Source organism: Streptomyces sp. NPDC046925 (assembly GCF_040644915.1).
In the GTDB taxonomy this organism is placed as follows: domain Bacteria; phylum Actinomycetota; class Actinomycetes; order Streptomycetales; family Streptomycetaceae; genus Streptomyces.
Map to the genome: position 1 here is coordinate 86,642 of NZ_JBEYWZ010000018.1, position 12,959 is coordinate 99,600.

14 protein-coding genes and 1 pseudogene are annotated in these 12,959 nt (G+C 71.3%); 9 read left to right on the forward strand and 6 right to left on the reverse strand.

Going from position 1 to position 12,959, the window contains the following annotated elements; genetic code table 11:
* Positions 1–76 precede the first annotated feature (76 nt).
* The 3 genes from ABZ906_RS42125 (at position 77) to ABZ906_RS42135 (ending at position 3,161) form a co-directional block, all read left to right on the forward strand.
* Positions 77–1,351, forward strand: a complete 1,275-nt coding sequence (locus ABZ906_RS42125; protein WP_361391924.1) for a sensor histidine kinase — start codon at positions 77–79, stop codon at positions 1,349–1,351.
* Positions 1,348–2,079, forward strand: a complete 732-nt coding sequence (locus tag ABZ906_RS42130; RefSeq protein ID WP_361391927.1) for a response regulator transcription factor — start codon at positions 1,348–1,350, stop codon at positions 2,077–2,079. Before ABZ906_RS42125 ends, ABZ906_RS42130 begins: the two co-directional genes overlap by 4 nt.
* A 197-nt stretch (positions 2,080–2,276) precedes the next feature.
* Entirely contained in the window at positions 2,277–3,161 is an 885-nt protein-coding gene (locus ABZ906_RS42135) for an alpha/beta fold hydrolase (protein ID WP_361391930.1), read from the forward strand.
* A gap of 116 nt (positions 3,162–3,277) precedes the next feature.
* On the opposite strand, the gene ABZ906_RS42140 is transcribed toward ABZ906_RS42135, so the two are convergent.
* Both ABZ906_RS42140 and ABZ906_RS42145 read right to left on the reverse strand, forming a co-directional pair.
* Positions 3,278–4,288 (reverse strand): lytic polysaccharide monooxygenase, encoded by a 1,011-nt coding sequence (locus tag ABZ906_RS42140; RefSeq protein WP_361195795.1) that lies wholly within the window; start codon positions 4,286–4,288, stop codon positions 3,278–3,280.
* A 285-nt stretch (positions 4,289–4,573) separates the two neighbouring features.
* Positions 4,574–5,260 (reverse strand): response regulator, encoded by a 687-nt coding sequence (locus ABZ906_RS42145; RefSeq protein WP_361195793.1) that lies wholly within the window; start codon positions 5,258–5,260, stop codon positions 4,574–4,576.
* Positions 5,261–5,510: 250 nt separating this feature from the next.
* On the opposite strand from ABZ906_RS42145, the gene ABZ906_RS42150 reads away from it, so the two are divergent.
* The 4 genes from ABZ906_RS42150 (at position 5,511) to ABZ906_RS42165 (ending at position 9,016) form a co-directional block, all read left to right on the forward strand.
* Positions 5,511–6,494: a tripartite tricarboxylate transporter substrate binding protein gene (locus ABZ906_RS42150; RefSeq protein ID WP_361392073.1), complete on the forward strand. Its 984-nt coding sequence runs from the start codon at positions 5,511–5,513 to the stop codon at positions 6,492–6,494.
* A 77-nt stretch (positions 6,495–6,571) separates the two neighbouring features.
* On the forward strand, positions 6,572–7,054 hold the full coding sequence (locus ABZ906_RS42155; protein ID WP_361195927.1) for a tripartite tricarboxylate transporter TctB family protein: 483 nt from the start codon (positions 6,572–6,574) through the stop codon (positions 7,052–7,054).
* Between the two features lies 1 nt (position 7,055).
* Complete coding sequence (locus ABZ906_RS42160; protein ID WP_361391933.1) at positions 7,056–8,564, forward strand: tripartite tricarboxylate transporter permease; 1,509 nt, start codon at positions 7,056–7,058, stop codon at positions 8,562–8,564.
* The gene (locus tag ABZ906_RS42165; RefSeq protein ID WP_361195789.1) at positions 8,561–9,016 is read left to right on the forward strand and encodes a GNAT family N-acetyltransferase; all 456 of its coding nucleotides are present in this window, start codon (positions 8,561–8,563) and stop codon (positions 9,014–9,016) included. Before ABZ906_RS42160 ends, ABZ906_RS42165 begins: the two co-directional genes overlap by 4 nt.
* A 51-nt stretch (positions 9,017–9,067) precedes the next feature.
* Here ABZ906_RS42165 and ABZ906_RS42170 read toward each other — a convergent pair whose 3' ends face one another.
* Complete coding sequence (locus ABZ906_RS42170; RefSeq protein WP_190082724.1) at positions 9,068–9,208, reverse strand: hypothetical protein; 141 nt, start codon at positions 9,206–9,208, stop codon at positions 9,068–9,070.
* A gap of 138 nt (positions 9,209–9,346) precedes the next feature.
* On the opposite strand from ABZ906_RS42170, the pseudogene ABZ906_RS42175 reads away from it, so the two are divergent.
* Positions 9,347–9,859 (forward strand): annotated as a pseudogene (locus ABZ906_RS42175) (NUDIX domain-containing protein); the annotation flags it as partial.
* A gap of 9 nt (positions 9,860–9,868) precedes the next feature.
* Here the strand turns inward: ABZ906_RS42175 and ABZ906_RS42180 are convergent.
* Together ABZ906_RS42180 and ABZ906_RS42185 are read right to left on the reverse strand one after the other, a co-directional pair.
* Complete coding sequence (locus tag ABZ906_RS42180; RefSeq protein WP_361391936.1) at positions 9,869–10,375, reverse strand: DUF402 domain-containing protein; 507 nt, start codon at positions 10,373–10,375, stop codon at positions 9,869–9,871.
* Positions 10,356–11,285: a GNAT family N-acetyltransferase gene (locus ABZ906_RS42185; protein WP_361391939.1), complete on the reverse strand. Its 930-nt coding sequence runs from the start codon at positions 11,283–11,285 to the stop codon at positions 10,356–10,358. The genes ABZ906_RS42180 and ABZ906_RS42185 overlap by 20 nt, the downstream gene beginning before the upstream one ends.
* A gap of 70 nt (positions 11,286–11,355) precedes the next feature.
* Here ABZ906_RS42185 and ABZ906_RS42190 point away from each other — a divergent pair, with 70 nt between their 5' ends.
* Positions 11,356–11,751 (forward strand): GntR family transcriptional regulator, encoded by a 396-nt coding sequence (locus ABZ906_RS42190; protein ID WP_361195783.1) that lies wholly within the window; start codon positions 11,356–11,358, stop codon positions 11,749–11,751.
* A gap of 66 nt (positions 11,752–11,817) precedes the next feature.
* On the opposite strand, the gene ABZ906_RS42195 is transcribed toward ABZ906_RS42190, so the two are convergent.
* Positions 11,818–12,912, reverse strand: a complete 1,095-nt coding sequence (locus ABZ906_RS42195) for a DUF5925 domain-containing protein (RefSeq protein WP_361195781.1) — start codon at positions 12,910–12,912, stop codon at positions 11,818–11,820.
* Positions 12,913–12,959 lie beyond the last annotated feature (47 nt).

Genomic DNA, 12,959 nt, shown 5'->3' on the forward strand with positions numbered 1-12,959 from the left:
GTGTGGCTCCGGTAGCCCACGGGTGTAGGACCGCGGGCCAATACCCCCGCGGGGCACGGGCACATACGATCGGCGCATGGACATCGACCCAGGTCAGCCCACGATGGAAGAGGGGCGGAACCGGCGTGCGCGCGGGCGCTTCTGGCCGCCGGTGCGCACGGGCCTGGCCTGGAGCGGCGCCGTCGTCTATCCGGCCGTCACGTACGTGACCTTCGACCACGGGCAGCAGGGCTTCACCGTCCTGATGGTCCTCGCGTCGATCGCGCTGACGTTCGTGGTCGCCTCGCTCCTGCGGCGCCGGCCCCTGCCCGCGCTGGTCCTCCTGCTCCTCGGCACCGTGACGGCCACGATGGAGATGCGCAAGATCGAGGTCACCTATCTCCAGACCCTCGCCGCTGTCTGGGCCGTCGGCTATCTCGCCGCCACCCGCCCGCGCCGCACCTCGGTGATCGCCGCCCTCCTGGCGTTCACGGCACAGATGGGCTCCCTCTTCGGCTTCCCGCCCGACCAGGGCTGTTCTCCCCCCTACACGCCGCACGGCTGCGCACCCTCCGGATGGGCCGCCAGCAATGACCAGAGCGCCCTGCTCGTCGTCGTCCTCATCGGCGCCGCCTGGATGGCGGGAAACTCGGCCCGCGAGCGCCGCACCCATGCCGAGGCCCTGCGCGCCCAGGCCACGGCGCGTGCCGTCACCACTGAACGACTGCGCATCGCAAGGGAGTTGCACGACATGATCGCCCACAGCATCGGCGTCATCGCCATCCAGGCGGGCGTGGGCAGCCGGGTCATCGACACCCAGCCCGCGGAGGCCCGCAACGCGCTCACCACCATCGAGGCCACCAGCAGGGAGACCCTGGCGGGGCTGCGCAGGACGCTGGTCGCGCTGCGCAGGCCGGAGCCGGGCGCTGACGACGAGGGGCGCGCCGCCCCGCGTGACACCTCCGCGCCGCCCCGCGAACCCGCTCCGGGGCTGGCCGACATCGACCGCCTCGTCGCGTCGGCGCGGGACGCCGGGGTCCGCGCGGAGGTCCGGTGGCAGGGGGAGCGCGGGGCGCTGCCGCCCGACATCGACCTGGCCGCGTTCCGCATCCTGCAAGAGGCCCTGACCAATGTCATCAGGCACTCGGGAGCGGACACCTGCCGGGTCTCCGTCGAGCGGCGCAAGGGCGAACTGTCCCTGGAGATAGAGGACGACGGCCGCGGCGGCCTGCCCGCGGGCAACGGCTTCGGCGTCGTCGGCATGCGCGAGCGGGTCGCCCTGCTGCACGGCCGGTTCACCGCGGGGCCGCGCCCCGATGGCGGCTTCCGGGTCACGGCGCTGCTGCCCCTGCCGCCGGTGGAGGCCCGATGACCGGCTCCGCCGACCTCACCGGCCCCTCTGACCCCTCTGACCCCTCTGACCCCTCTGACCCCACCGTCCCCGCCGTCCGTGTCGTACTCGCCGACGACCAGCCCCTCGTCCGCGCGGGCCTGCGCGTCCTGATGGCCGACACCCCCGGCCTCGAAGTCGTGGGGGAGGCCGGTACGGGCGCCGAAGCGGTGCGACTGGCCCGCGACGTACGCCCCGACGTCGTCGTGATGGACATCCGCATGCCCGGCATGGACGGCATCGAGGCCACCCGTCTGATCACCGCCGAGATGGAGTCGACCCGCGTTCTCGTCCTCACCACCTTCGACGACGACGATTACGTGTACGGCGCGCTGCGCGCGGGGGCGAGCGGGTTCCTCGTCAAGGACATGGCGCTCGAAGCCATCCTCGGGGCGATCCAGGTAGTGGCCGCCGGGGACGGTCTGATCGCGCCGAGCGTCACCCGGCGGCTGATCGAGGAGTTCGCCGCGCGGCCCGATCCGGCGCCGCGCGCACGGCGGGCCATCGACGGCATCACCGACCGCGAGTGCGAGGTGCTCACGCTGATCGGCCGCGGGTTCTCCAACGCGGAGATCGCGGCCGAGCTCGTCATCACCGTGGCCACGGTCAAGGCGCATGTGGCGCGGCTCTTCACCAAGCTGGACTCGCGCGACCGGGTCCAACTGGTGATCATCGCCTACGAGGTGGGGCTGGTGTCGCCGCCGCGGTAAGCCGTCAGGGCTTCTCCGACGCTTCCCCGGGGCCGTGCCAGTGTCTGGATCGTGCCAGTGTCCGCTGGAAGTTTTACTGACGCGTAACTTCACACTTTTACTACTGGCCCGTAATTTGGCATGTGCACGGCATCCTCGTGATCCGGATCACAGGGCTCACTCATCGCAACTCCCTTGAGCCGCAAGGAGATCCCACGATGCTGCCCTGGAGACGAGCGCTCAGAGCGTTCACCGCCGCCCTTCTCATGACGGGCGCGCTCACCCTCACCCCCACCGCCACGGCCTCCGCCGCTCCTGCCGCCGCGTCCGCTCCGTCGAGTTCGTCGCGTTCGTCGAGCGGCTGGAACGACTACGGGTGCAAGCCGTCCGCCGCCCACCCGCGCCCCGTGGTCCTCGTCCACGGCACCTTCGGCAACTCGATCGACAACTGGCTCGTCCTGGCGCCCTACTTGGTCAAGCGCGGCTACTGCGTCTTCTCCCTCGACTACGGCCAGCTGCCGGGCGTGCCGTTCTTCAACGGGCTCGGCCCGATCGACAAGTCCGCCGAGCAGCTCGACGGCTTCGTCGACAAGGTGCTCGCCTCGACGGGCGCGGCCGAAGCGGACCTCGTGGGCCACTCGCAGGGCGGCATGATGCCCCGCTACTACCTGAAGTTCCTCGGCGGCGCGGAGAAGGTCAACGCCCTGGTCGGCCTCGCGCCCGACAACCACGGCACCACCCTGCTTGGCCTCACCAGACTGCTGCCCTACTTCCCCGGCATCGAGGACCTGCTCACCACCAACACCCCCGGCCTGGCCGACCAGGTGGCGGGCTCACCGTTCCTGACCAAGCTCAACGCGGGCGGCGACACCGTCCCCGGCGTGCGCTACACCGTCATCGCCACCAAGTACGACGAGGTGGTCACCCCGTACCGCACACAGTTCCTGGACGGCCCCGGCGTACGCAATGTCCTCCTCCAGGACCTGTGCCCGGTGGACGTGTCGGAGCACGTGGCGATCGGGATCCTCGACCGCGTCGCGCACCACGAGGTCGCGAACGCGCTCGACCCGGCCCACGCGACACCGACGACCTGCTTCTCCTGAGCCGGTCCGCCGACGACAGAGGGCCGCCGTCCTCCCGTGGCACACACGGGAGGACGGCGGCCCTCACACTGCCGACTGGGCTCGGCAGCGGCTCAGTGGTTCAGCGGCTCAGTGGCTCAGCGGCCGTGGCGCGCCGTGCGGCGGCGGGCCGTGCCGAACATGGCCGCGGCACCGACGGCGAGCGCGGCGGCGCCGCCGATCGCGATGTACGGCGTGTTGCTGTCGCCGCCGGTCTCGGCGAGGTTCTCGTCGGCCGCGACGGGCTTGGCGTCGCCGCCGTTCACCTCGGGCTGGTTGGCGGCGGTGTCGTCACCGGCAGCGGTGTCGTCACCCGCGGCCGGGGCCGCCTCGGAGGCCTCGGCGCCCGTCTTGGCGTCGCTGTCGCCGTGGCCGTGGTGCTCGACGGTGGACTTGTCGGCGCCCGCGGCGATGTCCTTCTCGGAGGGCGCGGAGGCGGTCGGGGCCGGAGCCGCGGCCTCGCTGCCGCCGCTGTCCTTGCCGAAGACGACGTCGGAGCAGGTGTAGAAGGCCTCGGGGGAGTCCGAGCGCTGCCAGACCGAGTAGATGAGGTGGCGGCCCGACTTGGCCGGGACCTTGCCGTCGAAGACGTAGTCGCCGTTCTCCATCTTCGGGTCGGCCACGTCGACGAAGGGCTTCTCCTCCAGGTCCGACCACTTCAGGGGCTTGGTCGGGTCGTACGAGTCCTTAGTGATGTACAGCTCGAAGGAGCCCTTGTGCGGGGCGGTGCCCTTGTAGTGGAAGGTGTGGTTGCCGCCGGACATCTTGCTGGACGGCCAGTCGGCGCGCGGCAGGTCGAGGCCCTTGTACTTGTCGTTGCCCGCGCTGCACAGCTTGCCGTCGGGGATGATCTCCTTCGACTTGCCGGCGGCGTTGGCGATGTTGACGCCGTTCCAGTCGTAGAAGGCCTGCGCGCCGCTGGCGGCGACAGCGGCCTTGCAGGCGGCCGACGTCGGCGACTCCGGGCCCTCCTGGAAGCACGCGGAGACGCGGCTCACCGGGTCCGTCATCGAACCGTGCGCGGCGGCCGGGGCGGCCGACAGGGCGGTCAGGGCGAGCGGGGCGATGCCGGCGGCGGCGATCGCGGCGACCTTGCGGCGTGCAGTCATGGGTGGTTCTCCTCAGCGGCGGTTCTGGGGGTGTGGGGGACACGAGACGGTTGCGAACGGCCGGTGCCGCCCCCCGATCACGTGCGGCGCCGACGGTTCGTAACCGTCCCGGCGCCGAGAAAACTAGCCGCTGAAAACCCCGGATTCGCCTGCTGGGAGGGGGTGATGGCGATCTTTATGGTGCGGTTAAGGGAGCCCTCAGACTCCGCTCAGGTCGTGCCCGAATTGCCCTGGAGCAGCCCCGCGGGACGAGGTGGGCCGAGGTGGGCAGAGGCGGGCCGAGCTCTAGCGCACCCACCGGTACCGCCGCTCCGGCCGCCCCGTCCCCCCGTAGCGAAGCGTCACCTCGGCGCGGCCCGTGTCCGCGAAGAACTCCAGATAGCGGCGGGCGCTGACCCGCGAAAGCGTGCCCTCCTGTGCGCACTCCGAGGCGGACAGGCCGTCCGGATGTCCCCGCAGCGTCTGCTCCACCAGGTCCGCGGTGTGCGCCGCCAGGCCCTTCGGGAGCTCGCGGGAGCCGGGCGGGCGGGGGCCGAAGATCTGGTCGACGTCCTCCTGACGTGCCTCGTCCAGGCCGTCGAGGCGGGCCCGCAACGCCGCCACGTGCAGCAACTGCTCGCGCAGCGCCGCCTGGTTGAACGGCTTGATGAGGTAGTGCAGCGCCCCGGCCCGCAGCGCCGCCCGCACGATCTCCGCGTCCCGCGCCGCCGTGATGAACAGCGCGTCCACCGGCTGCCTGTCCCGGTCGCGCTCCTCGGACGACCGCAACTCCCGGAGCACCGCGATGCCGTCCATATCGGGCAGATAGATGTCGAGGAGCACGAGATCGGGGCGCAGCCGCTCCACCGCCGCCAGCGCCTCGGCACCGCTGTGTGCCACCCCCACCACCGAGAATCCGTCCACAGCGGACACATAACGGCTGTGCAGTTTGGCGACCATGAAGTCGTCGTCCACGACCAGCACCCTTGTCATCGCCGCAGGCTATGGGCGCGACCACAACGACCACAACGTCCGTTGATTCCGGAAGAGAGACAGCTTCTTAACGCCCAGGCAACATGTGGGCCACCTCACAGGTAACCCCGTCCCCTGACCCCGTCCCCTATCCCTGTCCCCGCGGACGGCGGCCGGGCTCCCGCCCCCACGGGGAGTCCGGCCGCATCAACTTCCCCGTACGACCGAGTTCCGACACGTACCGACTAAGTACCGACAGGTGGTGGCACCCGTGCGCCTGCGCACACCCCTTGCCCTGCTCGGGGCCGCGCTGCTCGTGCTCGCCGGGCCGCCGCTGCTCTCCACGGGCAGCGGCGCCGAGACCGGCACACAGATTCCCGGCCTGCGCTTCATGGTCCCCAACACGCCCGGCGGCGGCTACGACATCACCGCCCGCACCGCGGCGAAGAACGCCGAGGACGCCGGACTCACCCACAACATCGAGGTGTTCAACCTGCCCGGCGCCGGCGGCACCGTGGGCCTGAGCCGCCTCGTCGGCGAGCACGGCAACGGCAAGCTCGCGATGTCCATGGGCCTGGGCGTCGTGGGCGCCGCACGCTCCAACGACTCGCCCAAGACTCTCGCCGACACCACCCCGATCGCCCGCCTCACCGAGGAGCCGGACGTCGTCGTGGTCGCCAAGGACTCGCCGTACAAGAACATCAAGCAGCTGGTCACCGCCTGGAAGAAGAACCCGGGCAAGCTCCCGGTCGGCGGCGGCTCGTCCCCCGGCGGCCCCGACCACCTCGCCCCGATGCTGATGGCACGCGCCGCTGGGATCGACCCGAAGAAGGTCAACTACGTCCCGTTCGACGGCGGCGGCGAGCTCCTCGCCTCGATCCTCGGCAAGAAGGTCGCCTTCGGCGTCTCGGGCGTCGGCGAGTACCTGGACCAAATCAAGTCGGGCGAGCTGCGCCTCCTCGCGACCACCGGACCCAAGCGGGCCAAGGGCCTGGACGGGCCGACCCTCAAGGAGTCCGGCTACGACGTCAACTTCACCAACTGGCGCGGCATCGTCGCCCCGCCCGGCCTCTCCGAAGCCGAACGCAAGAAGCTCACCGGCCTGGTCAGGAAGCTCCACGACTCCCCTCAGTGGCGCAAGTCCCTCAAGACCAACGGCTGGGACGACGCGTTCCTCACCGGCGACAAGTTCGGGGACTTCCTGGCCGAACAGGACAAGAGCGTGGTGTCCGTGCTGAAGGAGCTGGGACTGTGACGACGACGACCGACACCCCGTCGACCCCGCCCCCGCCGCCCCCGCCCGGGGAGAGCGGGAGCGGCCGCCGCGCCTGGCTGCGCGAGCACTCCGAACTCGGTGTGTGCGTCATGCTCCTCGCCCTCGGCGTGCTCGTCCTCGGTGACGCGCTCACCATGGACGTCGAGATCGCCCAGCGCGGCCCGATCGGCCCCAAGACCGTCCCGATCGTCGTGGGCATCGGGCTCCTCGCCGTCGCCGTGATCCTCGCGATCGACGTCCTGCGCGGCGGGCGCGGCGAGGCCGAGGGCGGCGAGGACATCGACCTGTCCGAACCCGCCGACTGGCGTACCGTGCTGCTCCTCGCCGGGGTCTTCCTCGGTGCCGCCGTCCTCATCGAACCGCTCGGCTTCCCCGTCGCGGGCGCCCTGCTCTTCTGGGGCGCGGCCTACGCGCTCGGCAGCAGGCACCTGGACCGCGATCCGCTCATCGCGGCCGTGCTCTCCCTCCTCACGTATGTCGTCTTCAACAACCTGCTCGGGGTGCCGCTGCCCGGCGGGCCGCTGATGGGAGTGCTGTGACATGAACGCCTTCAACTCCCTGATGGACGGCTTCGGCACCGCCCTCACCCCCGTCAACCTGCTCTGGGCCGCCGTCGGCGTGCTCCTGGGCACCGCGATCGGCGTCCTGCCCGGCATCGGCCCCGCGATGGCTGTGGCGCTGCTGCTCCCCGTGACGTACGGCCTGGAGCCGACCGGCGCGTTCATCATGTTCGCGGGCATCTACTACGGGGCGATGTTCGGCGGCTCGACGACCTCGATCCTGCTGAACACCCCGGGGGAGAGCGCCGCGGTGGTCGCCGCGATGGAAGGCAACCCGATGGCCAAATCGGGCCGCGGCGCACAGGCGCTCGCGGCCGCCGCCATCGGGCACTTCGCGGGCGGCATCATCGGCACCACCCTCCTGGTGGCGCTCGCGCCGACGGTCGCCGAGCTCGCGGTCGACATCGGGGCGCCCGACTACTTCGCCATCATGGTCCTCGCGTTCATCGCGGTGACGTCCGTGCTCGGCTCCTCGCGGGTACGCGGACTCGCCTCGCTCCTCATCGGCCTCACCCTCGGCCTGGTCGGCCTCGACCAGATGACCGGACAGCAGCGTCTGACCTTCGGCTCGCTCCAACTCGCCGACGGCATCGACGTGGTGATCGTCGCGGTGGGCCTCTTCGCGATCGGCGAGGCCCTGTGGGTCGCCGCCCATCTGCGGCGCACCAGCGGCGAGGCGATCCCCGTCGGCCGCCCCTGGCTCGGCAGGTCCGACGTCAAGCGCACCTGGAAGTCCTGGCTGCGCGGCCCGCTCATCGGCTTCCCGTTCGGCGCGATCCCCGCGGGCGGCGCCGAGATCCCCACCTTCCTCTCGTACGTCACCGAGAAGCGTCTGTCCAAGCACAAGGACGAGTGGGGCAAGGGCGCGATCGAGGGAGTGGCGGGCCCGGAGTCCGCGTCATCGGCGTCGGCGGCCGGAACCCTCGTCTCCATGCTGACGCTCGGCCTGCCCACCACGGCGGTGGCGGCCGTGATGCTCGCCGCCTTCCAGCAGTACGGCATCCAGCCGGGGCCGCTCCTCTTCGAGCGCGAGCCGGACCTGGTGTGGGGCCTGATCGCCTCGCTCTTCGTGGGCATGGTCCTGCTCCTGGCCCTGAACCTGCCGCTCGCCCCGGTCTGGGCGAAGCTGCTGCGCATCCCCAGGCCCTACCTCTACGCGGGCATCCTCTTCTTCGCGGCGGTCGGCGCCTACGCGGTGGGCGGCGAGGCGCTCGACCTGGTGATCCTGCTGATCATCGGCCTGATCGGCTTCGGCATGCGGCGCTACGGCCTGCCCGTCCTGCCGGCCGTCATCGGCGTCATCCTCGGCCCGAACGCCGAGCAGCAGCTGCGCCGCGCCCTCCAGATCAGCGACGGCAGCGTCAGCGGCCTGGTGAACACGCCCTTCTCGATCACGGTGTACGCGATCATCGCGCTGATCGTGCTGTGGCCGCTCCTGAAGAAGCTGCTGGTGCGGGGGCGGGGGAGTGACGTAGACGTAAAGGCATGACCCCGCACACGCCCGACGCCATCCGCCCCGCCACCGCCGCCGACGTCCCCGCCGTACGGGCGGTGACGGAGGCGGCGTACCACCCCTACATCGAGCGCATCGGTGTCGTGCCCGTCCCCATGGAGGCGGACCACGCCGCGGAGGTGGCGGCGGGGCGGGTGTACGTCACCGGGGACCCGGTGATCGGCGTCCTGGTCCTCGTCCCGTACGAGGACCACCTGTTCCTGGACAGCATCGCGGTCCACCCCGGGGCCGCGGGCCAAGGGGTGGGCCGCCGCTTGCTCGCCTTCGTGGACGAGCGGGCGCGGGCCCTCGGACTGCCCGAGGTCCGGCTCTACACGAACGCGATGATGTGGGAGAACCAGCGGCTCTACCCGCGATACGGCTACGAAATGGTGGAGCGCAGGGTGGACGGCCCCTACGACCGCTACCACTACAAGAAGACCCTCTAGCGGTCCCGCAGGCGCCCCGGGAGGTGTCTCGCGCCGTCAGGGCGCCGGATCTCACCCATCGGGCCACCAGGTCCGCTGGATGTCCTTGCGGACCTCGGGGCGCTCGCGGAGCCGTTCCCGCTCCTCGGACTTCTCCCGGATCTGCCGATTGGTGGGCTTCCCGACGGTCTTGTGCACGGTCACACGGCGCATGGCTGCCTCCCTGTACTACCGATGTCCAAGGTGGGACGTCTGTAGACCTCTGCCGGGAGGGTTTCTCATCGAAGTTGAATTGTCAGTGGCGGGTGTCACCATCGCCGGATGACGATCGACTGCGACGACGCCCCTCCCGTGCCCCGCCGTCACAAGGAGGTGGTGGACGTCCACCTGATCCTCCGCCGCGGCGACGAAGTGCTCCTCGCCCGCCGGGCGAACACCGGTTACGGCGACGGCTTGCTCCACGCCCCCTCCGGCCACGTCGAGCCGGGCGAGGACGTCCGTACGGCGGTCATCCGCGAGGCACGCGAGGAAATCGGCCTGACCCTCGCCCCCGAGGACGTGACCGCCGAACTGGTCCTCCAGCACCGGGGCCCCGGCGAGGAGCCCCGCATCGGCTGGTTCTTCGAGGCGGCGTACGGCGCGGGCGGCGAGCCCCACAACGCGGAACCCCACAAATGCGCCGAACTGACCTGGCACACCATCGCGGCCCTGCCGGACGACATGGTCGCGTACTGCAGGGCCGCACTAGAGGCCTGGCGATCAGGACAACACTTCGCCCTGCACTGGCAGGAGGAGGCCGACACGGTGAGCTACGAGAGAGGCGGCGCCGGACGGACGGTCGCTCTCGGGACACGGCCGTCGTGACGTGAGAACTCAGACGGCGGGCGGAGAGAGGGGGGATCCGGCCCGGGCCAGGGACTCCAGGGTGTCCAAGGCGGACAGGGCCGCCGCTGCGGCTTCCGGGTCGCTGGCCGTGAGGCCGCTTGCCGTGAATTCGTCTTCGTCCAGGCGCAGGATTGTTCTGCCGTCTGCCGAGCACCACAGGTCGAGGTCCAGGTCCTCCACCGTGAGGGTGGTGCCGGCACGTACGGCGGGGCGGGTCACGTCGCAGTACCAGCCCTTGAGGACGCCCGTTGACGTGCGGACCTCCTTGACGGCGTACCAGCGGTCGCGCCAGTAGTGCTCCGTGAAGACGTCGCCCGGCTCGAAGCGGACGAAGCCGAAGTCCCGTACCCCCGCTGCCGCCCACGGCGCGCGGACCGTCACCACGGTGCCGTCGTCCGAGACGACCTCCGCCGGGTAGCGGATCTTCGTGCGGCCCGCCTTCGTCAGGACGACCTCCACCCGGTCGGTCCCCGGATCAGCCGAGGTCTCGGACATGGCGTACCTCCGTCGCGCAGATCTCGTAACCGAACCACTTGTTGATCGCCAGCATCGGCTCGTTCCCGGCGTCGTTGCCGGTGAACGCCTCCTTGTATCCGGCGGCCCGCGCCCGGTGCAGGGAGTCGTTCTTGGCGAGCTTGGCCAGGCCGCGCCCGCGGAACGCGCGTGCGGTGCCGGTCATGCCGCTCGCGTAGCGCGCGTCGTCGTCCGTGCGGGCCAGGGTGAAGGCGGCGGGGCGGCCGTCCACCACCGCCACCGAGGTCAGCCCGCGGTCCACCAAGGGATGGTTCCAGGTCTCGCCGAGCCAGTGCTCGTAGTCCGTGAACTCCGCCGCCACATCGCTCGGTTCATCGGCGACCGTCTCCGCGTCCAGGTCGAACAGGGCGCGCGGGTCGTCCCCGAAGTCCGCCCCCGAACACAACTCCACCCCGGCGGGCGGCTCCTGGCGCGGCGGCAGCGTGCCGCCGGCCAGATCGAGGCGGAGGAAGTGGGCCGAGCGGCTGGCGCGATAGCCGCGCCCCGCGGCGAAGGCGAGGTTCGCCGGGTCGTCGAGGACCCAGGAGAAGACCGTGACGGCACCTTCGTCCGCGAGGTACTCCTCCGCCGTCCGCAGGATCAGCGAACCCGCGCCGAGCCCCCGCCGCCGCGGAAGCACGTAGACATTGGCGAAGCCCTGACCGGGCTCGGGGCTGTCGTAGGCGATGCCCACCTGCGCCGTGCCGATGATCTCCCCGTCGGCCTCGGCCACCAACTGCCGGTAACGGGAGTCGGGATGGGCGTGCGCCAGGTCGAACAGGACCGAGTCGGCGGTGGCGAGCATGGCGGGTACGCAGGCGCGGCAGACGACGGCGAAGGCCTCGGCGTCGGCCTTGTCGCCGGGGCGCAGGGCGCGGACTAGGACGGTCATGGGGCCGCACGCTACGCGCGGGGTGCGTCGGGGTGCCTCCTATTTTCCCCGGGTGCGGGACAATCGCCGCGTGACGTTGAAGATCGAGATCGACGATGGCGGCGCCTCCGGTACGGCCGGCGTGCCCTCCTACGAACAGGTGCGGGTCCAAATCGCCGAGCAGGCCCGTGGCGGGGTGCTGCCGGTGGGGTACAAGCTGCCCACCGTGCGGGGGCTCGCCCAGGAGTTGGGGCTCGCCGCCAATACGGTGGCCAAGGCCTATCGCGTGCTTGAGGCGGACGGGGTGATCGAGACGCGGGGGCGCAACGGGACGTTCGTCGCCGCCGCGGGGGACACCGCCGCGCGGGAGGCGTCGGCTGCCGCCCAGGCCTTCGCCGGGCGGGCCCGGCGGCTCGGTCTCTCCGAAGAGGACGCGCTCGCCGCCGCGCGGGAGGCTCTGCGGGCGGCATACGGCGACTCGGGGTGAACCCGCGCCGGGCTGGGCGGGAGGGACAATCGCCGCGAGACGGCGGTCGGCCCGCCCGCTGCCGGGCTACAGATACAGCCCCGAGTCCGCCCCCTCCCGGGGATCCGGGACCGACGTAGGGGTCGTGCCCCGCCGCAAGGCGTACAGCTCCGCCAGGGTCGCGCCCTCGCGGGGAACTCCCTCGTCCGTGCCGAGCCAGTCGACCGACTCCGTACGGGTCAGGCTTCCGACCTCGATACGGGCGAGGCACCGCCCCGGCCGCACCACCGCGGGGTGGAGCCGCTCCAGGTCCTCGTTCGTCGTGACCCCCACCAGGACATTGCGGCCCTGCCCGAGCAGCCCGTCCGTCAGGTTCAGCAACCGCGACAACGCCTGCCCCGCGGTGTGCTTCGCCTCCCCCCTGATCAGCTCGTCGCAGTCCTCCAGGAGCAGCAGCCGCCAGCGGCCCTTCGCCGTGCCGTCGTCCTCGCCGATCGCGATGTCCATCAGATAGCCCACGTCGCTGAACAGCCGCTCCGGGTCCAGGACGCAGTCCACCTGGCACCAGTCGCGCCAGGACCGCGCGAGCGTCCGCAGCGCCGACGTCTTGCCGGTGCCCGGCGGCCCGTGCAGGAGGAGCAGACGGCCCGAGATGTCCTCGGGGGTGGTCTTCATCAGGGAGTCCATCGCCCCGGCGACCGGCGCGGTGTAGTTCGCCCGCACCTCCTCCCACGTACCCGCGGTGATCTGCCGTGTCGTGCGGTGCGGGCCGCGCCTGGGAGACACGTACCAGAACCCCATGGTCACGTTGTCCGGCTGGGGTTCCGGCTCGTCCTGCGCGCCGTCCGTCGCCTGCTTCAGGATCTCGTCCGCGAGGTCGGCACTCGTCGCGGTCACCGTCACGTCCGCGCCGTGCTTCCAGCGGGAGACCAGGAGCGTCCAGCCGTCGCCCTCGGCCAGCGTCGCGCTGCGGTCGTCGTCGCGGGCCGCGCGCAACACCGTGGCCCCCGGCGGGAGCAGGGAGAAGCCGTGCTTGACGCGGTCGATGTTGGAGCTGTGCGAGAAAGGCTGCTCGCCGGTGGCGAAGCGGCCGAGGAACAGGGCGTCCACGACATCCGACGGGGAGTCGCTGTCGTCTACGTTGAGCCGGATCGGCAGGGTGTCCTGAGGGTTCGCAGACATGCCGCCATGATCCGGCACGCAAGTGCCCTCGTGCATCCCGGTTTACG